This window comes from Nocardioides sp. LML1-1-1.1, from assembly GCF_040676175.1.
In the GTDB taxonomy this organism is placed as follows: domain Bacteria; phylum Actinomycetota; class Actinomycetes; order Propionibacteriales; family Nocardioidaceae; genus Nocardioides.
Genome location: NZ_JBEGHK010000001.1, coordinates 671,126 through 691,891 on the forward strand (window position 1 = coordinate 671,126; position 20,766 = coordinate 691,891).

Annotated in this window: 14 protein-coding genes; 3 read left to right on the forward strand and 11 right to left on the reverse strand. The window is 74.7% G+C overall.

The window, feature by feature from the left end:
- Nucleotides 1-22: 22 nt before the first annotated feature.
- Genes recD through MRBLML1_RS03360 form a run of 7 tightly spaced genes read right to left on the reverse strand, consistent with a single transcriptional unit; the run spans nt 23 to nt 11,045 of the window.
- The gene (recD, locus tag MRBLML1_RS03330) at nt 23-1,795 is read right to left on the reverse strand and encodes an exodeoxyribonuclease V subunit alpha (RefSeq protein ID WP_364511346.1); all 1,773 of its coding nucleotides are present in this window, start codon (nt 1,793-1,795) and stop codon (nt 23-25) included.
- Nucleotides 1,792-5,118 carry a UvrD-helicase domain-containing protein gene (locus tag MRBLML1_RS03335; RefSeq protein ID WP_364511349.1) on the reverse strand — a complete coding sequence of 1,109 codons (3,327 nt, stop codon included), beginning with the start codon at nt 5,116-5,118 and terminating at the stop codon, nt 1,792-1,794. Before MRBLML1_RS03335 ends, recD begins: the two co-directional genes overlap by 4 nt.
- Nucleotides 5,115-8,486 (reverse strand): exodeoxyribonuclease V subunit gamma, encoded by a 3,372-nt coding sequence (recC, locus tag MRBLML1_RS03340; protein ID WP_364511352.1) that lies wholly within the window; start codon nt 8,484-8,486, stop codon nt 5,115-5,117. The genes MRBLML1_RS03335 and recC overlap by 4 nt, the downstream gene beginning before the upstream one ends.
- A gap of 49 nt (nt 8,487-8,535) precedes the next feature.
- Nucleotides 8,536-9,480 (reverse strand): patatin-like phospholipase family protein, encoded by a 945-nt coding sequence (locus tag MRBLML1_RS03345; RefSeq protein WP_364511354.1) that lies wholly within the window; start codon nt 9,478-9,480, stop codon nt 8,536-8,538.
- Nucleotides 9,473-10,048: a sugar O-acetyltransferase gene (locus tag MRBLML1_RS03350; protein ID WP_364511357.1), complete on the reverse strand. Its 576-nt coding sequence runs from the start codon at nt 10,046-10,048 to the stop codon at nt 9,473-9,475. The genes MRBLML1_RS03345 and MRBLML1_RS03350 overlap by 8 nt, the downstream gene beginning before the upstream one ends.
- The gene (locus MRBLML1_RS03355) at nt 10,045-10,545 is read right to left on the reverse strand and encodes a PGPGW domain-containing protein (protein WP_364511360.1); all 501 of its coding nucleotides are present in this window, start codon (nt 10,543-10,545) and stop codon (nt 10,045-10,047) included. Before MRBLML1_RS03355 ends, MRBLML1_RS03350 begins: the two co-directional genes overlap by 4 nt.
- Nucleotides 10,542-11,045 carry a nuclear transport factor 2 family protein gene (locus tag MRBLML1_RS03360; RefSeq protein WP_364511363.1) on the reverse strand — a complete coding sequence of 168 codons (504 nt, stop codon included), beginning with the start codon at nt 11,043-11,045 and terminating at the stop codon, nt 10,542-10,544. Before MRBLML1_RS03360 ends, MRBLML1_RS03355 begins: the two co-directional genes overlap by 4 nt.
- Before the next feature lie 47 nt (nt 11,046-11,092).
- Between MRBLML1_RS03360 and MRBLML1_RS03365 the strand changes: the two genes are divergently transcribed.
- Nucleotides 11,093-12,661, forward strand: coding sequence for an adenylate/guanylate cyclase domain-containing protein (locus MRBLML1_RS03365; RefSeq protein WP_364511365.1), 1,569 nt, complete (start codon nt 11,093-11,095; stop codon nt 12,659-12,661).
- A gap of 86 nt (nt 12,662-12,747) precedes the next feature.
- Here MRBLML1_RS03365 and MRBLML1_RS03370 read toward each other — a convergent pair whose 3' ends face one another.
- Together MRBLML1_RS03370 and MRBLML1_RS03375 are read right to left on the reverse strand one after the other, a co-directional pair.
- Complete coding sequence (locus MRBLML1_RS03370; protein ID WP_364511368.1) at nt 12,748-13,341, reverse strand: TetR/AcrR family transcriptional regulator; 594 nt, start codon at nt 13,339-13,341, stop codon at nt 12,748-12,750.
- Entirely contained in the window at nt 13,338-16,346 is a 3,009-nt protein-coding gene (locus MRBLML1_RS03375) for an MMPL family transporter (RefSeq protein WP_364511371.1), read from the reverse strand. The genes MRBLML1_RS03370 and MRBLML1_RS03375 overlap by 4 nt, the downstream gene beginning before the upstream one ends.
- Nucleotides 16,347-16,437: 91 nt before the next feature.
- Here MRBLML1_RS03375 and MRBLML1_RS03380 point away from each other — a divergent pair, with 91 nt between their 5' ends.
- Nucleotides 16,438-18,165, forward strand: coding sequence for an FAD-binding dehydrogenase (locus MRBLML1_RS03380; protein WP_364511373.1), 1,728 nt, complete (start codon nt 16,438-16,440; stop codon nt 18,163-18,165).
- 180 nt (nt 18,166-18,345) lie between these two features.
- Here the strand turns inward: MRBLML1_RS03380 and MRBLML1_RS03385 are convergent, their stop codons facing one another.
- Together MRBLML1_RS03385 and MRBLML1_RS03390 are read right to left on the reverse strand one after the other, a co-directional pair.
- Nucleotides 18,346-19,497 (reverse strand): zinc-binding dehydrogenase, encoded by a 1,152-nt coding sequence (locus tag MRBLML1_RS03385; protein WP_364511376.1) that lies wholly within the window; start codon nt 19,495-19,497, stop codon nt 18,346-18,348.
- Between the two features lie 7 nt (nt 19,498-19,504).
- The gene (locus MRBLML1_RS03390) at nt 19,505-20,137 is read right to left on the reverse strand and encodes a lysophospholipid acyltransferase family protein (protein WP_364511379.1); all 633 of its coding nucleotides are present in this window, start codon (nt 20,135-20,137) and stop codon (nt 19,505-19,507) included.
- 64 nt (nt 20,138-20,201) lie between these two features.
- Here MRBLML1_RS03390 and MRBLML1_RS03395 point away from each other — a divergent pair, with 64 nt between their 5' ends.
- Nucleotides 20,202-20,765: a TetR/AcrR family transcriptional regulator gene (locus MRBLML1_RS03395; protein ID WP_364511382.1), complete on the forward strand. Its 564-nt coding sequence runs from the start codon at nt 20,202-20,204 to the stop codon at nt 20,763-20,765.
- The last annotated feature ends 1 nt before the right edge of the window (nt 20,766 follow it).

Below are 20,766 nucleotides of genomic sequence, written 5' to 3' on the forward strand. Positions count from 1 at the left end.
GTTGCGGGCCCACCGGTTGGTCTCAGGCGCCGGCGAGGCGCTGGCGTAGACCGGTCGCGCGCTGCGCGGTCGTCCCCACCGCCGCCCGTACGGCGGCCTCCGAGCCCACCACGACCACCCTCTCCTCGGCCCGGGTGACCGCGGTGTAGAAGAGCTCGCGCGTCAGCAGCCGCGAGTCCGCGTCGGGCAGCAGCACCACCACCTCGCGGGCCTGGCTGCCCTGGCTCTTGTGGATGGTCATCGCGTGCATGGTCTCGATCGCGCCCAGCCGGGCGGGGGCGAACGCGCGCGGGCTCTCCGCCCCGGCGATCCACGCGCGGGGCCGGCCGGCGGCGTCGGGGACCACCACGCCGGTCTCGCCGTTGTAGACGTCGAGGGCGTAGTCGTTGGTGGTGACCAGGAGCGGCCGCCCGGCGTACCAGGCGGAGCCGAGCGAGGTGCCGAGCTCGGCGGCCAGCCACTGCTCGGCGTGGCGGTTCCACGCGCGGACGCCGTAGGGACCCTCGCGGTGCGCGCAGAGCAGGCGGAACCGGTCGAGCGCGGCGAGCGCCGCCTCGGGTCCCGCCCCCACGGCGGCCGTCCGGACGGCGAGCGCGGCGGCGGTGCAGCGATCCCGCAGCGCGGTCACGGGGTCGTCGGTCTCGACGTACTCGACCTCGCCGGTGCCGGCCCGCAGCGCCGCGAGCACGCCCTCGGCCGCGTCCGGCCCGTCCTCGCGCAGCGCGGCGGCGAGCGCCTTGATCTCCTCGGTGGAGCGGTGGTTCTCGGTGAGCGCGACGACCGGGGAGTCGGCGTGCCCCGCGAAGCCCACGACCAGGTCCGAGAGCACCGCGCCCGCGCCCACCGAGGTGAGCTGGCGCGGGTCACCGACGAGCACCAGCCGGGTCTCGGGGCGGACCGCGTCGAGCAGCCGGGCCATCATCGTCAGGTCCACCATCGACGCCTCGTCGACGACGATCAGGTCGTGCTTGAGCCGGTTGGACCGGTCGTGCGCGAAGCGGGTGGTGTTGTCGGGACGCCAGCCGAGCAGACGGTGCAGGGTCATCGACTCAGGAACGGCGAGCCGGCCCGGCCCGTCGCCGAGCGCGTCGAGCCCGGTCAGCTCGCGCTCCACCGCCTCCCGCAGCCGGGTCGCCGCCTTGCCGGTCGGCGCGGCCAGGGCGATCGACATCCGCCGCGGGTGCTCGGCGGCGAACTGGTCGGCCAGCGCGAGCACCAGCCGCGCGACCGTGGTGGTCTTGCCGGTGCCGGGGCCGCCGGTGAGCACGGTCGTGCGGTGGCGGGCGGCGTGGGCGACGGCCGCCTCCTGCTCGGGGCTCAGGTGGGTGTCCCGGACCCGGTCGAGGGTCGCGGCGAGCACCCCCTCGTCGACCGCGGGCGCGCCCAGCGCGATCCGGGCCCGCAGGTCGTCGGCGACCTGGCGCTCCAGCCGGTGGTAGCGGTCGAGGTAGACCAGCCCGAGCTCGCGCCGCACCGCGCCCGCCGCGACCAGCGGCGAGGCGTCGATCGCGGCGGACCAGCCGGCGGCCTCGGGCCAGGCCAGGGCGAGGTCGCCCAGGTCGGGCAGCGCCTCCAGGTCGAGCCCGACCGAGCCGCCGCGGACCGAGCGGACGGCGAGCGCCACCGCCAGCCGGACCCGGTCGTCGTCCTCGCCGGCCAGCGCGGCCACCCGCTCGGCCACCCGGACGTCGGCGGCGTCCACCAGTCCCGCCGCGTTGAAGTCGGCGAGCAGTCCGCTCGCGCCCCGCGCGACGCGGGGGTCGTGCGGGGAGGTCGCCTCGAAGCGGTCGATCACGGCTTCGCCCCGTCCAGCAGGTCGGACAGCTCGGTCACCAGCGCCGCCGGAGGCTCCCACGAGAACACGCCCGCCGGAGCGCCGTCGACCACCGGGGTGTCCGGTCCGCACATGCCGCGCAGGTAGAGGTAGGCCACCCCGCCGAGGTGCACCGCCGGGTCGTAGCCGGGTTGGCGCCAGCGCAGGAAACGGTGCAGCACGACGGCGTAGAGCAGGGCCTGGAGCGGGTAGTCCGAGTGGCCCATGGCCTCGTCCAGCGCCGCCTTGTCGTACGACGCCGCCGTCAGCGGCTCCTCGGCCGGGCCCAACCAGTTGGTCTTGTAGTCGACCACGACGTAGCGGGGCTGGTCCGCGCCGGGCACACGCAGCACGACGTCGACCGACCCGGTGAGGTAGCCGCGCAGCACCTGGCCGCCGAGCAGCGGGTTGTCGAGGGTCTCGGCGTACCCGCGCACGGGGTCGCCCTCGGGCAGGTGGCGGCGGAGCAGGGTCGCGACGTCGCCCAGCAGCACGGTGTCGTCGGCGGCCGACCAGTCGTCACCGCGCGCCAGCGGCAGCTCGAAGTCGAGCTCGCACAGCCGGTCGCGCGTGCCGATCCGGCGCAGCGTGACGTCGTCCATCAACGGGCCGAGCGGGGAGTCGAGGACGGCGACGAGCGCATCGGCCAGCACCTCCCGGTCGAGCTCGACCGGCCACCAGCCGAGCTGCTCGTCGACGTGGGCGAGCAGCTCGGCGCGCAGGTCGGGAGCACCGGGGTCGGCATGCTCCAGCACCGCGTGGACCAGCGAGCCGAAGGTCGCCCCGACCGGCAGCTCCGCCATCGGCGAGGGGACACCCGCGCCGGGCCCGGCGGGCCTCACCTCCAGCTCGACGTCCTCGTCGTCCTTGACGACGACCTCGGGCTCGCTCGCGACGCCGGGCAGCGCCTGGGCGGTGGCGAGGTCGACGTTGCTCAGCGCGGAGTACGACGTGCGCCGCCACTCCACGTCGACCGTGCGGGTGAACTCGCGGGCACCCAGCGCCGGCTCGTCCTCGCGCGGGAAGCCACCGGTGTCGTCGGCCGGCACGGCCACCTCGGGCTGGGGGCCGCCCCGGTCGCGCCAGGTGGCGAAGAGCGCGGTGGCTGCGTCCTCGTCGGGCACCGGCGGGGCCGGCGGGACCTCGCCGCTCAGCCCGCCGTCCTCGGCGGCGCGCCGCATCAGCAGCCGGTGGAAGGGCGACGCCTCGGCGTTGCGGGTGGGCGCCCACCACGCGACGACCTGGCTCTGCGCGCGGGTGAGCGCGACGTAGAGCAGCCGGAGCCACTCGCCCGCCTCCTCGTCGGCCCACCGGCGGCAGTGGTCACCCCAGTCGGGGCCGGAGCCGCCGACGTCGAGGCAGCGCTGCCCGGTGGCGTCGTGGAAGAGCGGCCGCTTCGGCTTGCCGACGTGGCGGTCGGCGAGCGCGGGGACGTAGACGACGGGATACTGCAGGCCCTTGCTCGCGTGGATCGTCACCAGCTGCACCGCGGCCGCGTCGGAGTCGAGGCGCCGGGTCCGCTCGGCCCCGCGGCCCTCGCGTGCCTCGACGACCTGCTCGCGCAGCCAGGCGAGCAGGGCGACCGCGCCCATCTGCTCGCGCTGGGCGACCTCGTGCAGCACCTCGCCGATGTGGCGCAGGTCGGTCAACGTGCGCTCGCCGCCGACCCGGCCCAGCAGCCGCTCGGGCAGGCCGCCGGAGACCGCCGCCTCGACGACGGCCGCGACCCCGCGGCGGGCCAGCGCCTCGGACCACGCACGGATCCGGTCGCCGAGCTCGTCGGTGAGCTCGTCGCCGCCCGCGTCGAGCCCCGCGGCGTCGTGGCCGAGGAAGCAGGTGAGCGCCGCCGCCCGGACCCGCAGCGTGCGGTGCGGCTGCTCCAGCGCCTCCAGCAGCGCCAGCCACTCGCCGGCCGCCGGGGTCGCGAACACGCTGCCGCCCCCGGCGATCACGGCGGGGACGCCGACCTCGCGCAGCGCGGCCTGGGCCGCGGCGAGGTCGGAGTGGCGGTAGCAGATCACCGCGACGTCACTGGGCCGCAGCGGCCGGCCGTCGAAGGTCGCCGTCGGCGAGGTGACCAGGGCGCGGATGTCGTGGGCGAGGTCGCGGGCGATCCAGGGGCGCACCTTCGGCATCGGCAGCGTGGCAGAGCCGCGCTTGCCGAAGGACTCGCGGCGCACCACCCGCACCCGGAACGGCTCGGCGTTCGGCACCCCCGCGAGCCGGGGCTCCTGGTGGTGGGCGCTCACCTCGTGCACGACGATCTGCGGGTCCCCCAGCTCGGCGCCGCCCAGCAGCGCCTGGAAACGGGCGAGCAGGCCCGCGTCGCTGCGTCGGTTGACGTCGAGGGTCTGCTGGGTGGTGGCCGTCCCCGCAGCCGTGAGGTATGTCGTGACGTCGCCCCCGCGGAAGGCGTAGATCGCCTGCTTCGGGTCACCGATCAGCACCATCGTCGCGTGGCCGGTGAACGCCCGGTCGAAGACCTGCCACTGCACGGGGTCGGTGTCCTGGAACTCGTCGACGAGCACGATCCGCCAGCGCTCGCGCATCCGCACCCGGGCCGGGGAGTCGGCGGGGGCGAGCGCGTCGGCGAGCTGGCTGAGCAGGTCGTCGTAGGACAGCACGCCGAGGCGACGCTTGCGCCGGTCGAGCTCGGCGCGGACCGCGGCCGCGAAGGCCACCCGGCGCCCGGCCGGGTCGGTGCGCGGCTGGCCGGCCGGCTCCAAGCGGGCCTGCGGGTCGCGGACGACGTCGCGGGCGATGGCCAGCGCCTCGCCGTGCGAGAACGCCGGGCCGTCGGCGCCCTGGGCGAAGGCGCGGAGGTAGAGGTCGTCGACGACCTCGACCAGCACGTCGTCGAGGTTGTCGCGCAGCTCGGCGCGGGCGTCGGTGTCACCGGCGACGCCGAGCGAGTCGAGCACCAGTGAGCAGAACTGGTGGATCGTCGCGATGGTCGCCGCGTCGAAGTCGGCGAGCGCCTGCACCACCCGGCGGTGCCGGAGCCGCCGCTCGGCGTCGTCGCAGTCGAGCAGCAGCCGGATCAGGTCGGTGGGTGTGACGTCGGGCGCGGGCTCCTCGGAGAGCGCGCGCTCGGCCTCGACGAGCTGGTGGCGCACCTGCTCGCGCAGCTCCTGGCTGGCCGCGCGGCCGAAGGTGACGACGAGGAGCTGCTCCAGCGCGACGTCCTCCTCGGCGACGTAGCGGGTCACCAGGGCGCCGATCGTCCAGGTCTTGCCGGTGCCGGCGCTGGCCTCCAGCAGGGTGGTGCCGGTCGGCAGCGGTCCGCGGATGTCGAAGGGGCTCACAGCGTCGCCACCTTCTCCGCGCCCGCCAGCAGCGGCTCCCACAGCCGCCAGGCCAGGTCGGGCAGGCCTGCGTCGAGGAGCACCTCGACCGGCGCGTCCGGGCCCCAGATCCGCCGGTGGGAGGCGTCGTCGTCCTCGCCGGTGATGCCCCACTCGTTGTAGGGGTCGGTCGTCCACGCCCGCGCCGCGGCCTCGCGCGGGTCGACGTCCATGCCGCGCAGCTCCTTGGCGTGCGCGTCGGCCCAGGCGTACGCCGTGTCGAGCGGCATCGGCAGCGGCCGGGTCAGCCCGGCGTCGTGGAGGTCGACGAGCCCGCGCAGCCACTCCAGCGCGCGGTGGTCGAGCGGACCGGCGAGCGCTCGCTGCGGGCCGGCCTTGGCGCGGGCGACGGCGTGCCCGGTCCAGCTCTCGTCGGGACGGGCCGCGCTGAGCGCCAGCACGTCGAGCCAGGAGGTCAGCCGCTGCTTGGGCTTGAGCCGGGAGTAGGACAGCGAGACCACCTGGTTGCCGTGCACCCGCGGCACGGTGCCGGTGAGCCGGCGCCCGTCGCCCAGGTCGACGTCCACGTCGACGGTGCGCGGCGTGCCGGTGCGCACCGGCGCGCTGCGGGCGAACAGCTCCTGGCACTCCTGCACCACCTTGGTCAGCTCGTGCCGGCCGAGGTCGAACGGCGGCAGCGAGCCCCGGAGCTGCTCGGCGGTCATCACCGCCTGCGCGGTCGCGCCGGGGTCGTCGGAGGCGAGCACCTCCTGCAGCAGCCGGTCGCCGATCTGCCAGACCGCCAGGCCGTCGAGCGCCACCGGGATGGCGTCGGCGACCTGGTCGGGCTCGAAGGCGGTGGAGACCTCCAGCCGGCGCAGGAAGGTGCGCGCGGGGTGGAGCAGCATCTGCCGCAGCTCGGCCAGGGTCACGTCGCCGGACGGCACGGGAGGCAGCGCGCCGTCGAGGAAGGGCGGGGTCGGCGTGCGCTCGCGCAGGCTCGCCCGCGCGCCGGCGAGGGAGGCCTGGTCGAAGGAGAACGGGCGGGTGCCGCCGAGGGCACCGGGCAGGTGGTTGCGGGCGTCGTAGGACTGCAGCGGGTGGCGGACGACCACCGCGTCGCGAACCGGCGCCGCGGCGGTGCGGTCGAGGGCGTCCACCAGCTCTCCCAGCGGTACGGCGGGCGGCCGCACCGCGCCCGTGTGCTCGGTGGCCCCGGTGTAGGTGATCACCAGCCGCTCCCCCGCCGCGAGGACCGCGTCGAGCAGCAGCTGCCGGTCCTCGCCGCGCCGGTCGCGCTCGCCGACGAGCGGGTCGCGGCCGAGCACGTCGTCGCCGTCGACACCGCTGCCCCGCGGGAAGACGCCGTCGTCGAGACCGATCAGGCAGACCACGCGGTGCGGCACCGAGCGCATCGGCACCATCGTGCTGACGGTGAGCATGCCGGTGCGGAAGTTGCCGCGGGTGGGCCGGCCGGCGAGCCGGGCCTGCAGCAGGGCGCGGACGTCGGCCAGCCGCAGCGGCACGCCCGGGGCGCTCTGCTCGGCACTCGCCCGGGCCCGGGCCAGCTCGCGCTCGAGCTGCGGCAGCTGCCAGGCGTCGTCGTCCTCGACCTCGCACAGGTCACGCACCCCGGTCGCCACCGCGTCGAACCAGGCGTCCGCGGCCTGCGCCCGGTCGAGCTCCGTGAGGCAGGCGCCGAGCCGCTCCAGGGCCTCGGCGAGCCGGCCGACCAGCTCGATCTCGCCACTCGCGACGTCGTCGACGGGCAGGCCCCGGCCCAGGTTGCGGTGCTCGTCGCCGCTCATCGCGACGCCGAGCAGCAGCCGGTCGAGGCCGGCGCGCCAGGTGTTGTGCTCGAACTGGTCCATCGCGTAGGCCGCGCGCTGGGTGCCGTCGATCCCCCACCGGACGCCGGCCTCGGCCACCCACCGGGTGATCCGCGCCAGGTCGTCGTCGCCGAACCCGAACCGGCGGCGGCACACCGCCCGCGACAGCAGGTCGATCACCTGCGAGGCGGTGGCCCGGCCGCCGGCCAGCTCGACGAGCGCGACCGCGACCGACAGCAGCGGGTTGGTGCTGCTCGCCGCGCGGTCGGCCAGCCGGACCCGCAGCCGGTGGGCGGGATGGAGGCCGTCGTCGCTGCCGGCGTCGGTGATCAGCTCACCGAGCCCGAAGCCGGCGGAGACGAGCGGGGCGTAGGTCTCGATGTCCGGGCACATCACCACGATGTCGCGCGGCTCCAGGGTGGGGTCGTCCTCGAGCAGGCCGACGAGCACCTCGCGCAGCACGTCGACCTGACGGGCCGGTCCGTGGCAGGCGTGCACCTGGACGCTCCGGTCGTCGTCGGCGAGCACCCGGGCGGCCCGGGTCGCGGCGTCCGGCGCGGCGTTGGCGCGGAGGTCGCCCTGCAGCCAGCCGAGCAGGGTGTCGGGGGCCGTGGGCTCCGGCGCGGAGCCGGCGTCGAGTGCCTCGCCGGCGGCCACCCGGGCACCGAGCACGGTCGCCAGCTCGCGGGAGTCACGGCCCAGTGAGGCGAGCAGCGGGTGGTGCGCCAGGTCGGCCGAGGCCGCCTCCGCGCGCGGGAGCACCGCGGCCCCCGCGGCGAGCACCGCGTCCCACAGCGCCGCCGACGGCTGCGCCAGCCACAGGTGCACCTCGCGGTGCGCGGCCAGCGCGACCAGCAGGTCGATCTCGGTCTGCGGCAGCCGGGTGTGCCCGAACAGGGACAACCGGTCGGGCAGGTCGAGGCCCTCGACCTCCCCCGCACGCAGCGTGGCGCAGACCCGGGTGTGCCGCACGTCCGGTGGCTCCGCGTCGACCCGGTCGAGCAGCCGCCGCCACAGCTCGGCCTCCCAGGCCAGGTCCGGCGCCAGCGCACCACCGCGGCCGTCGGTGTCGCGGCCCTCGCGCCAGTCGGTGACGAGCGCCGGCCGCTGGACGGCGTACGACGCGAAGAGCTCGGCCAGCCGCCGCGCCACCGACCACCGCCGGCTCCGGCGCAGCTCGCCCTCCTCGCCGTCGAGCCCGTGCCCGAGGTGGGTCGCCAGGGTCGCGCACCACGCCTCGCCCAGGCTGTCGTCGATGGTGGCCAGCAGCGGCCACACCAGGCGGTCGGGGTGCCACGGGTCGTCGGCCTCGCGCCCCAGCAGCAGGCCCACCAGCGACGCCGGGTGCAGGAAGTCGACCCCCGCGCAGACCCCGTCGCCGCCGCGCGGACCGGTGCCGAGCCGGTGGGAGAGGCGCTGGGTCAGCCACCGCTCGACGCCCCGCGCCGGCACCACGACGACCTCGCTCGCGAACGGGTCGCCCGTCGGGCGCGCCAGCAGCGCACCGAGCTCGTCGGCGAGCAGGTCGGTGCGCGGAGCACGATGGAGGTGGAGCGTCATGACGGACCCGAGGTTAGTGGTGGGGTCCGACCCCGCCGTCCGACAGAGGTCAGGGCAGCAGCCCGGCCATCGTCGCGCGGCCCAGCTCGATCGCCGCGGCGATGCCGTCCAGGTCGCTGCTCAGCCGGGACACGTCGGGCGCGCCGAGCGGCGGGCGCACCTCCAGCAGCAGCGCCACCTCGGCGGCGCTCGCCTCGGCGAGGTGGACGTCGTCCGCGGTGTAGCTCTGGTGGCGGCGCACGTGCGCGGCCCCGGCAGCCCGCCCGTGCCGCAGGAAGTACGGCGCCAGCACGATCCGCTCCAGCCGCGACGGCGGCTCGGCCGACTGGTCCGAGCGGCGGGTGCGCAGCACCAGCACGTGGGTGGCGCCCTGGGCCAGCGCGGTCCGGTAGGGCACGCCCTCGGAGAGCCCGCCGTCGACGTAGGTCCGGCCGCCGACGCGCACCGGGCGCCCGGCGAGCAGCGGCATGCAGGCACTGGCCCGCAGCGCCGTCTGCAGGCTGAGCCGGTCGGTGACGTACGGCGCCAGGTCGGCCGCCTCACCCGTGCGGGAGTCCGTCGCCATCGGGTGGAACCCGATCGGGTTGGCGAGGATCGCGGCGAAGTCCATCGGCGTGATCGACTCGTAGACGTGGTGCACCAGCCGCCGCAGGTCCACCAGCGGCCCACCGCGCAGCATCCGCCGCACGTCGGTGATCTTGGCCGCCGCGACCTCCGGCCAGGCCCAGCTGCGCATCCAGCGCTGGGCCTCGCCGCTGAGCAGCCAGGCCGCGTTGAGCGCCCCGCCGGAGGTGCCGTAGACGTCGTCGAAGGCGTCGGTCAGGCCGGCCTCGTCGAGCGCGAGCGCCATCCCCGCGGAGTACGCCGACCGGTTGCCGCCGCCCTCGACGGCCAGCGCGATCCGCAGCCCGTCGGTGCGCTCGCCCGGCCGGCTGCCCGCCTCGCGCCGAGCCTGCAGCGCCGCCAGCAGGCCGACCTGCGTCAGGTCAGTCAAGGTCGCGCACCACACGAGCCGGGTTGCCGAGCGCGAGCACCCCCGCCGGCAGGTCCTTGGTGACGACCGCACCGGCGCCGACGACGGTGTCCGCGCCGATGGTGACCCCCGGGCAGACGATGACGCCGCCGCCGAGCCACACGTTGTCACCGATGGTGATCGGCTTCGCCGCCTCCCACTTGTCGCGGCGCGGCCCCGACTCCAGCGGGTGGATCGGGGTGAGCAGCTGGACGTTCGGGCCGATCTGCACGTCGTCGCCGATCACGATCTCGGCCACGTCGAGCGCGACCAGGCCGAAGTTGGCGAAGGTGCGCGCGCCGACCCGGATCTGCGTGCCGTAGTCCACCTGCAGCGGCGGCCGGATCGCGGTGTCCTCGCCGACCGCGCCGAGCAGCTCCCGCAGCAGCTCGCTGCGGCGGTCCTTCTCGCGCGCGGTCGTCGCGTTGTAGGCCGTGGTGAGGTCCACCGCGCGGAAGTAGGCCTCCTCCAGCTCGGCGTCGTCGGCGACGTACCAGTCACCGGCGAGCATGCGCTCCTTCATGGAGCGCGGGTCGTCCACGTCACTCACTCGTCGATCCCCTCCAGGTGGTGCTTGCGGTCGTCGGCCTCGCTGATCTCGCCCTCCAGCGCGGCACGCGCCTCGGGCTTGCCGTGGAAGCGGCGGTAGGAGTAGACGATCAGGCCGAGCGCGATCAGGCTCGACAGGACCAGGGTGACACCGGTCCACGGCCCGCCCACCAGCCACCACCTGTCGGCGACCGGCCACCACGACGGGACGTCGGGCCGGATGATCCACAGCGCGCCGAAGCCACCCAGCGCCAGCGCACCGAGCGTCGAACCGATGATCCGCGGCCAGGTCTCGACGCCGTCGGCCGCCGCGCGCAGGGCACGCAGCAGCACCGGGTCGAGCAGCCGCTCCGCCCAGGTGTACTGCTGCGAGAGCACCCCCAGGCCGGCCGCCATGAGCAGCAGCCCCGGTCCGGGCAGCACCAGGGCCGCGATCCCCGCGAGCAGCAGCAGCCACCCGAGGATCTCCAGCAGGACCCGCTTCGCCGTGCCGGTCATCGTCCGCCTCCCCACTTCTCCAGCCAGGCCAGCACGTCGTCGTCGGCGTTGCCGTGCTCGGCCGCGATCCGGGCCCACCGCTGCGCCATCGCGTGGAAGCGCAGCGGGTTGTAGACGTCCTCCTCGCGGGAGAAGAGCCCGTCGCCGGCGTACGTCATGATCGTGATGTTGGGCTCGACCAGCATCGTCCCGTCGCCCGGGTCGGGCATCGGGTTGAGCACCTCGCAGACCAGCCGGCCCTGCTCGGCGTCGACCACCTGCCAGCTGATCGGGAAGCCGGTCATCACCCGGCCCGGGTACGACGTCATCGTGCGCACCGCCCAGTCACGGATCTCCTCACGACCGGTGAACGTGCCCATCGCGTGCTCGACGTACACCGCGTCGGGGGTGAACAGCTCGGCGTACCCGGTCCAGTCGCCGGACGCGACGATGCCGGCCACCTGCTCGTGGAAGGCGGCGTAGGCCTCGGTGATCTCCGCGGCCGGGAAGGAACCGGTCATGTGCCGATCCAATCAGGTCCGGACAACGGGGGCACTACGCTTCGCCCATGCCGCGCAGGAGGGGTGCCAGCCGCCGGAGCCCCTTCGGCTCCCGGCTGCTCGGGCCGCGCGACCAGTCGCCGCGCGGGCTGCGGGTCCGGATCCAGGTGCTGCTGACCGTCCTGCTGCTCAGCACCAACGTGATCGGCGTGGTCCTGGTCTTCGCGATCAACGTCTGGGTGATCCCCTCGCCGCCGCCCACGCACGGGATGATCCTGGCGCTCGCGATCGCGGTGCCGGTCTACGTCGCCGTCGCGGTCGTCGTCGGCACGGTCTGGGGAACGACCAGCTCGCTGGGCGCGCTGCGCTGGGCGACCGACCCCACGATCGACCCCGACCGCTCCCAGCGCGAGCGCGGGCTCCGGGTGCCGATGGTGCTCACCTCCGTGCAGCTCGCGCTGTGGACCACCGGCACGATCCTGTTCACCGTGCTGACGGTGATCCTCCAGCCGAGCCGGACCCTCGGCACCGGGCTGACGATCGGGATCACCACCGTCGTGGTGGCGGGGATCGCCTACCTGCTCACCGAGTTCGCGCTGCGCCCGGTCGCGGCCCGCGCGCTGAGCGACGTCCGGGTCACCGGTCGGCTGCGCGGGATCGGCGTGGGGCCGCGGCAGGCGATCTTCTGGTCCCTGGGCACCGGCGCCCCGATCGTCGGGCTGCTGGTCGCCGCGATCCTCGCGCTGACGCCCCGCAACGACGCCACCCTCACCCAGCTCGCCGTGGTGACCATCGTGGTCTGTGGGGTGGTCCTGGTCTTCGGCTTCCTGCTCACCGATCTCAACGCCCGCTCCGTGGTGGCACCGATCATCTCGGTGCGCGACGCCATGCGCGCGGTCGAGAACGGCAACCTCGACACCGACGTCGTCGTCTACGACGGCACCGAGCTCGGCCAGCTGCAGAGCGGCTTCAACGCCATGGTCAGCGGGCTGCGCGAGCGCGAGCAGATCCGCGACCTGTTCGGCCGCCACGTCGGCCAGGAGGTGGCGGCGGCCGCCGCCGCGCTGGGCGCGGGCGAGATCGAGCTGGGCGGGGAGACCCGGGTGTGCTCGGTGCTCTTCGTGGACCTGGTGGGCTCGACGACGTACGCCACCGAGCACGGGGCGGCCGAGGTGGTCGCCGTGCTCAACCGCTTCTTCGGGGTGGTCGTCGACGAGGTCGACCGCCACCACGGGCTGGTCAACAAGTTCATCGGCGACGCGGTGCTCGCGATCTTCGGCGCGCCCGTCGAGCTCGACGACCACGCGAGCGCGGCGCTGTCCGCGGCCCGGGCGATGGCCGCGCGGCTGGCGGTCGAGGTGCCCGAGGTGGGCGCCGGGATCGGCGTCGCCACCGGGCAGGTGGTGGCGGGCAACGTCGGGCACCGGCAGCGCTACGAGTACACCGTCATCGGCGACGCGGTGAACTCCGCCGCCCGCCTCACCGACCTCGCCAAGGACGTGCCCGGCTGCGTGCTCGCCTCCTGGGACAGCGTCGAGGCGGCCCAGGCGCCCGAGGCCGAGGCGTGGGTCGCGCACGGCGAGACCACGCTGCGGGGACGCACGCAGCCGACCCGGCTGGCGGTCCCGCGGGACTGACCGGCGCCATCTACCCGGGTGTTGTGGCCTCTACCCGGGTGGTCTACCACCCTGGTGGATACACGAACACGTAGTTACAAGCGCGCTCAGGCCAGGGCGTCGAGGGCCCGCGCCACCTGGCGCAGCAGCTGGGCCGCGTCGACCTCCGGCAGCACGTCGGCGAGCTGGGCGTCGCGGTGCAGCACGGCGAGCCCGTGCACCGAGGCCCAGCCGACGACGGCCAGCTCCTCGGTGGGCACGGCCGTGCCCCAGCCGGCCTCCTGCGCGGCCGCGACCGTGCCGACCATGAGCTCCAGGTGCATCCCGCGGGCCTCGCGCAGCCGCGGGTGGTCGGCGTGCAGCAGCTCGGGCCGGAACATCACGTCGAACATCACCGGGTGGCCCAGCGCGAACTCGACGTACGCCGCCCCGGAGGCCACGACCCGCGCCCCGGCGTCCGCGTCGTCGGGCACCGCGTCGATCGCCGCGGCGATCTCCTCCAACAGCAGCTCGAAGCCCTCGACGGCCAGTGCGGTGAAGAGCCCGGCCCGGTCCTCGAAGTGGTGGGCCGTCGCCTGGTGCGAGACGCCGACCCGCCGGGCGATCGCGCGCAGGCTGGCCTTGGCCGGGCCGGCGGACCCGATCTCCTGCTCGGCGGCACGGAGCAGGCGCACGCGCAGGTCGGCGGTGGACCGGGTCATGCCCCCGATTCTGCCGCAGCCGCCTGCGGCTTCTGCGGCCACCACAGCCGCGGGCCGAGCAGGGTCGCGAGCGCGGGCACCAGGAGCGAGCGGACCACGAAGGTGTCCAGCAGCAGGCCGACCGCGATCGTGAAGCCCACCTGGCCGATCGTGGTCACCCGGCCGGCCATCAGCGCCAGCATGCTGACCGCGAAGATCACCCCGGCCGAGGTGATCACCCCGCCGGTCGCCGCGGTCGCGCGGGCGATCCCGGACGCGGAGCCATCAGGCGCCTCCTCGTGCATGCGCTTGGTGAGCAGCAGGTTGTAGTCCGCGCCCACCGCCACCAGGATCACCAGCGCGATCGCCGCGACCGTCCAGTCGAGCTGGATGCCGAGCCCGTACTGCCAGACCAGGACGGAGAGGCCGATCGCGGCGCCGTACGACAGCACGACGGTGGCCATGAGCGCGAACGCCGCCACCAGGCTGCGCAGCAGCAGGAGCAGCACCAGGAAGACCGCGAGCAGGGCGCAGGCGCCGATCACCTCGAGGTCGGAGACCGAGTAGCCGCGCAGGTCCTTGTTGGTCGCGGCCATGCCGGTCACCGAGACCTTCGCGTCGGCGAGCCGGGTGTCGTTGAACGACGTGGCGACCAGGTCGCGGACCTCGTGCGAGCGCGTCGACGCCTCGGGCCCGAAGGCGTCGGTGCTGCCGAGCACCGCGATCCGCGCGGTCCGGCCGTCGGCGGAGACGAAGAGCTTGCTGGCGGTGGCGAAGGACTGGTTCGTCAGCGCCGTCGGCGGCAGGTAGAACCCGCCGCCGGCCGGGGTGCTCGCCTCGCGACGCGTCGTCCGCAGGTGCCGTACGGCGGAGGCGAGCCCGTCCTCGAGCTGCGGCAGCGACGCGGCGACCTCCTCGGTGCCACCGCGCAGCTGCCCGGTGCCGTCCGCGAGCCGGTCGGCGCCGGTGGAGAGCTGGTCCAGCTTGCGCGCGAAGGTGCGCTGGCCGGTGCTGAGCTGCTGGGAGCCGGTGCGTGCCTGGGCGAGCCCGGCGCGCAGCCGGGTCAGCCCGGTGCGCAGGTCGTCGGTCCCGGTCGCGAGCGTGCGCGCGCCACTGGCGGCCGTGCGCAGGCCGGGCAGGAGCTGGTCCCGCTCGGCCTCCCAGATCTTCTTGATCCCGGCCCGGGCCTGGCGGCACGCCGGGTCGAGGCCGCAGGTCAGGCTCTTGGTGGTCAGCGCGTCGTGCACGAGGCCGAGGGAGTCGACGGCGAGCTGGACCTGGTCGGCGGCGGTCGTCAGCCCGTCGGCGAGCGAGCTCGCGCCCGTGCGGAGGTCGCCGGTGCCGGAGATCGCGGCGTCAGCACCGGTGAGGAGCTGGTCCATGCCGCGGGACAGGCGGCTGCTGGCGGTCGCGATCTTCCGCGCCCCCACCACCGCCTGGTCGGCACCGCCGGCGAGCGCCGTGGCGCCGTCGTCGAGCCGGTCCGCTCCGTCGGCCAGTCGGTCCGCGCCGCCCGCGCCCTGGGCGACCTTCTGCTTCGCCTCGTCGAGGCGGTCACCGACCGCGCCGGACTGGTAGGCCAGGGACGCCTGGGTGATCGGCTTGCCGGTCGGGCGGGTGATGGTGCGCACCAGCGCGACGCCGTCGTGCTGGGCGGTCGCCGCCGCGGCCCGCTCGATGAGCGCGAGGTCCTTGGTGTTGCGCAGGTCGTGGTCGGCCTGGATCAGCACGTAGTCGGGCAGCACCTCGTTGACCGGGAAGTGCCGCGCGAGCAGGGCGAAGCCCTGGTTGCTCTCCGCGTCCTCCGGCAGCGGGTCGCGTACGTCGTACGACAGGTCGGCGAGGGGGAAGAGCGCCGCCAGCAGGGCGAGCGGGACCAGCGAGGCCGTCAGCATCCGCACCGGGTGGGTGGCGACGAGGTTCGCGACCCGCTGCCAGGCGCCGGCGGCCTTGGACTCCCGCGGCTCCGCCCAGCCGCGGCGGCCGGCGAGGGCGAGCAGCGCGGGGGTGAGGGTCAGGCTGAGCACCAGGTTGACCGCGATGCTCACCGCGATCGCCGGGCCGGTGGTGTTGAAGATGCCGAGGTCCGCGACCACCATGCACAGCGTCGCCAGCACGACGGTGACCGCCGAGCCCGCGATCACCCCGCCCACCCGGGTCGCCGCGAGGGCCGCGGCCCGGGTCGGCTCGACGCCGAGGCGGCGCTGCTCGTGGTAGCGGGCGACCAGGAAGACGGCGTAGTCCGTGCCGGCGCCGAGCACGATCGCGGTCAGGAACGAGCCGCTGAAGGTGGAGACCGCGAACAGGTCCTGCAGGCCGCACCAGGCGACCACCGCGCGGCCCACGCCGAGGCCCAGCCCCACGACGCCCAGCACGATGAGCGGGACGGCCACCGCGCGGTAGATCAGGAACAGGATGAGGGCGATCAGGCCGATCGTGACGACGGTGATCCGGACGACGCTGTGCTCGGTCTCGGTCGTCAGGTCGACCACCGTCGCCGTCGGCCCGGTGACCTGGACCGTCAGGCCCTCCGGCGCGTGCTCGCGGACCAGCTCGCGGACCGCGGTGACCTGGCGCATCGAGGCCGGCGCGCCGGTCGCGCCGGTGATCCCGACGAGGAGGTAGCGCGCCTGGCCGTCCTTGCTCGTCAGGGCCGTGCGCAGCTCGGGCTTGCGGATGTCCTGGACGAAGACGACGTCGTCCTTGTCGCGCTGCAGCTCACCGACCAGCGACTCGGCGTAGCGCCGGTCCGCCGTGGTGAGCCCGGCCGTGCGCTCCATCGCGACGACGACGAAGCTCTCGCTCCCGCCGTTGCCGAAGGCCTCGTCCATCGCCCGCACGGTCTGCGTGGACGGCGCGTCCTCGGGGACCATCGGCGAGGAGTCCTGGCCGGCGATCACCTCGAGCTGTGGGACGGCCACGTTCATCACGACGGTGAACAGCAGCCAGGCGCCGACCACCCAGCCCGCTCGTCGTACGGCGAACCGGGCGTAGCCCGCGACCTTGCCGTCGCTCGTCCCACTCACCCGAGGAACGTAGGACCGGTTCCTTGCCAGTGGCAAGGAACTGTGGTGGGCGCCACGCGCTGCCGCTGGCGCGGTGTGGCAGGCTGCCCGCGTGAGCGAGGGAGTGACCGTGGACGCAGTGGACGCCGGCTTCGTGCCGGACGCGATCGTCGTGGGAGCCGGCCTGGCCGGGCTCGTCGCGACCTACGAGGCGACCCGCGCAGGCAAGCGCGTGCTGGTCCTCGACCAGGAGAACCGCGCCAACCTCGGCGGGCAGGCCCACTGGTCGCTCGGCGGGCTCTTCTTCGTCGACTCCCCCGAGCAGCGCCGGATGGGCATCAAGGACTCCCCCGAGCTCGCCTGGCAGGACTGGCAGGGCTCCGCGGCGTTCGACCGGATCGGCGACCCCGACGACGAGGGCCCGGACCGCGGCGAGGACCACTGGGGCAGCCGGTGGGCGCGGGCGTACGTCGACTTCGCGGCCACCGAGAAGCGGGACTACCTGCGCGGGCTCGGCCTGAAGTCGCTCACGTTCGTCGGCTGGGCCGAGCGCGGCGACGGCTCCGCCAGCGGCCACGGCAACTCCGTCCCGCGCTTCCACCTGACCTGGGGCACCGGTCCCGAGGTCGTCCGGGTCTTCCGCGAGCCGGTCGAGGCCGCGGAGGCCACCGGCCTGGTGCGCTTCGCCTTCCGGCACCAGGTCGACGAGCTCCTCGTCGAGGACGGCGTGTGCGTCGGGGTCCGCGGCTCGGTCCTCGCGCCCTCCGACCTGCCGCGCGGCGAGAAGTCCTCGCGGGAGGTGGTCGGCACCTTCGACCTCCGCGCCCCCGCCGTCGTGGTGACCTCCGGCGGCATCGGCCACAACTTCGAGCTGATGCGCGCCAACTGGCCCACCGACCGGGTCGGCCCGGCGCCGGAGCACATGATCGCCGGCGTACCGGCGCACGTCGACGGACGCATGCTCGCCATCACCGAGTCGGCGGGGGCGAACCTCGTCAACAAGGACCGGATGTGGGCCTACGTCGAGGGCATCCACAACTGGGACCCGGTCTGGCCGGACCACGCGATCCGGATCCTGCCCGGCCCGTCGTCGATGTGGTTCGACGCCGACGGCCACCGGCTGCGGGGCATGTCGGGCGTGCCGGGCGCCGACTCGATCGGCTCGATGAAGCAGATCCTCGCCACCGGCGCCGACTACTCGTGGTTCGTCCTCACCCAGTCGATCATCGAGAAGGAATTCGCCCTCTCCGGCTCCGAGCAGAACCCGGACTGGACCGACAAGGACATCCGGATGATGCTCAAGGAGCGGCTCGGCAAGGGCGCCACCAGCCCGGTCGAGGCGTTCAAGGAGCACGGCGAGGACTTCGTCGTCGCCACCTCCTTCGAGGAGCTCGTCGCCGGCATGAACAAGATCGCCCGCGGCGGCCGGGTCCTGGACGCGGCGCTGCTGCGCCAGCAGATCGAGGACCGTGACCGGCAGGTCGCCAACGCCTACACCAAGGACGCGCAGGTCATGGCGATCCACAACGGGCGCAAGGACCGCACCGGCAAGATCATGCGGGTCGCCAAGCCGCACCGGATCCTCGACCCCGCGCACGGCCCGCTCATCGCCGTCCGCCTCAACATCTTGTCCCGCAAGACCCTCGGCGGCATCGAGACCAACCTCGACAGCCAGGTCGTGCGCCCCGACGGCTCGGCGTTCCCGGGGCTGTACGCCGCGGGCGAGGTCGCCGGCTTCGGTGGCGGCGGCGTGCACGGCTACAACGCGCTCGAGGGCACCTTCCTCGGTGGCTGCATCTTCTCCGGACGGGCCGCGGGCCGGGCGATCGCCGCTCGTTGACGTGGGGGTTCCCACCCGCCAGTTGGTAGTTCCCACCCGTCAGTTGGGGGTTCCCACCCATCGCGAACTCCCAAGTCGTGGGTGGGAAACCCCAAGTCGTGGGTGGGAAACCCCAAGTCGCGGGTGGGAAACCCCAAGTCGCGGGTGGGAAACCCCAAGTCGTGGGTGGGAAACCCCAAGTCAACGGGTGGGGTCGACCAGGATCTTCGCGTGCCGCTCCGGGTCCGCCAGGTCCGCGAAGGCTCCGGCCACGCCGTCGAGCCCCACCGTGCCGGTGATCAGCGGCCGGACGTCGACCTTGCCGGAGGCGATCCACTGCAGCGTCTGGTGGAACTCGCTGGGGTCGTAGGCGAAGGCGAAGCGCAGGTCGATCTCCTTGTTGATCGCCATCGACGGGCGGAACGAGTCCTGGCCCATGCAGACGCCGACGACGACCACCCGGGTGAGCAACGGCGCGTTGGCGACGACGTGCTCGATCATGCCGGGGACGCCGACGCACTCGAAGACGACCGGCCCGCGCGGGGTGGCGCCGACCTTCTCGGCGGCCCGCATGACGTGCGCCCACGGCAGCATCGGTACGGCGCGCAGCTTGTCCATCGCGTCGAGGCCCAGCTCGGCCAGGGCGATCGCCTCGGTCAGGTAGCGCTTGGACTCCGCGAAGGACGCCCAGGGCGAGTCGGTGGCGGGGTCGACGACGACGTCGGCGCCCATCTGCTCGGCGAGCACCCGGCGGCCGGGCGAGAAGTCGCTGGCGATCACGTGACGCACCCCGGTCGCCTTGAGCATCGCGATCACGGCGAGGCCGATCGGGCCGCAGCCGATGACGACGGCGACGTCCTTGGCCCCGACCTGACCCCGTCGTACGGCGTGCAGGGCGACCGCCATCGGCTCGGTCAGCGCGGCGGCGTCGGCGTCGAGCTCGTCGGGCACGCGCATGGTCATGGAGGCGGTGACGAGCACCTGCTCGGCGTACCCGCCGGAGGCCTGCTCGCTCAGCCCGGTCAGGTGCACGGAGTCACCGGAGCGCAGCACCGGCAGCGAGACGACCCGGCTGCCGACGGGGAAGGCCTTGCGCGAGGCGCCGGGGCCGTGGTCGAGGACGGTGCCGACGAACTCGTGACCCATCACGACGTGGTCGGTGGAGCGCATGAAGTGGTCGTAGCCGAGCTCGGCGACGTCGGCGGCGGTCTCGTCGCAGTGCGTGCGGGCGTGCAGGTCGGAGCCGCAGATGCCGCAGCGCTCGACCTCGACCAGGACCTGCCCCCGCTCGGGCGTCAGGTCGGGCAGGTCCTCGACGGTGAGCTCGGCCTGGTGGCAGACGACGGCGCGCATGGGGCCATCATGCCGCCCGCCGGACCGGGTAGTGCGCGAGCGGCCGCTGGCCGGTCAGCCCGCCGATCGCCACCATCAGCCGGTCGGTCGCCTCCCGCACCTCCCCCGCCCGTACGTCGACCGGCGCGCCGACCACGACCCGCACCCGCCCCCGCCGCCACCGGCTGACGGCCTCGGCGCCGGACAGCCCCACCGGCAGCACGGTCGCACCGGGCACCGAGCGGGCGACCCGGACCACGCCGGTGTGCCCGCGGTAGAGCCGGCCGTCGGGCGAGCGGGTGCCCTCGGGGTAGATCGCCCACACCCCGCCCTCGCGCAGCACCCCGGTCGCGGCCCGCAGCGCGGCGCCGGCCGCGTCCCCGCCGCGCCGGTCGACGGGGATCTGCCCGGTCACGGTGCACAGCCAGCGCTCGACCCGCCCGCGCAGGCCGTGACCGGCGAAGTACTCCGCCTTGGCGACGAAGCGCGGCGGGCGCGGCAGCACCAGGCAGAGCACGAGCGAGTCGACCTCGGCCCGGTGGTTGGCCGCGACGACGACCGGCCCGGTGGCCGGGAGGTGCTCCAGCCCGCTCACCCGCGGACGGGTCCACCAGCGCACGGCCGGCCCGAGCAGGACGTGCTTGAGCCACCAGAACCACATGCCGGACCTCCTGCGTAGACACTGTCTACTTCCAGTCTGCCCCGAGAAGGTAGACACTGTCCACATGAGCGCGCGCGACCGGCTGGTGACCGTGGGGACCGAGCTGCTGGAGGAGCACGGCCTCGCCGGCATCTCCCTGCGCTCCATCGCGAGCGCCGCCGGCGTCTCGCACGGCGCGCCGCGCCGCCACTTCCCGACGTACGACGCCCTGCTGGCCGCGATCGCCCGCCGCGCCCTGGAGGAGCTGGACGAGCGGGTCGCGCCGGCGCTGGCGGCCGACGACCTGCGGGCGGCGGCCGCGGCCTACCTGGACTTCGCGCGCCGACGGCCCGAGCTCTTCGCGCTGATCGCGCGCCACGACCTGCTGGAGGGCGCGGGGGGAAACCTGCGCGAGATCACCGGGCGCTGGTTCGCCGACCTCGGCGCCGCCCTGGCCCGCACGACCCGGCGCACCCCCGCGCCCGAGGAGGTGCTGGCGCTGTGGTCGGGCGTGCACGGCCTCGCCGCCCTCACCAGCCGCCGGGCGACCGAGCCGACGGGCATCGACCCGGACCGGGCCCTCGTCGTCCTGCTCGACAAGCACAGCACCCCGGCTCCGAGGAGCCGGGGTGCTGCGAAGAGCTGGTGAG

Excerpts from the sequence above, each read along its gene's own strand:
- MRBLML1_RS03370 (WP_364511368.1), bottom strand. The coding sequence starts at position 13,341 with ATGACCCGGTCCACCGCCGACCTGCGCGTGCGCCTGCTCCGTGCCGCC.
- recC (WP_364511352.1), bottom strand. The coding sequence starts at position 8,486 with ATGACGCTCCACCTCCATCGTGCTCCGCGCACCGACCTGCTCGCCGAC.
- MRBLML1_RS03360 (WP_364511363.1), bottom strand. The coding sequence starts at position 11,045 with ATGACCGGTTCCTTCCCGGCCGCGGAGATCACCGAGGCCTACGCCGCC.
- MRBLML1_RS03385 (WP_364511376.1), bottom strand. The coding sequence starts at position 19,497 with ATGCGCGCCGTCGTCTGCCACCAGGCCGAGCTCACCGTCGAGGACCTG.
- MRBLML1_RS03355 (WP_364511360.1), bottom strand. The coding sequence starts at position 10,545 with ATGACCGGCACGGCGAAGCGGGTCCTGCTGGAGATCCTCGGGTGGCTG.
- MRBLML1_RS03365 (WP_364511365.1), top strand. The coding sequence starts at position 11,093 with ATGCCGCGCAGGAGGGGTGCCAGCCGCCGGAGCCCCTTCGGCTCCCGG.
- MRBLML1_RS03395 (WP_364511382.1), top strand. The coding sequence starts at position 20,202 with ATGAGCGCGCGCGACCGGCTGGTGACCGTGGGGACCGAGCTGCTGGAG.
- MRBLML1_RS03390 (WP_364511379.1), bottom strand. The coding sequence starts at position 20,137 with ATGTGGTTCTGGTGGCTCAAGCACGTCCTGCTCGGGCCGGCCGTGCGC.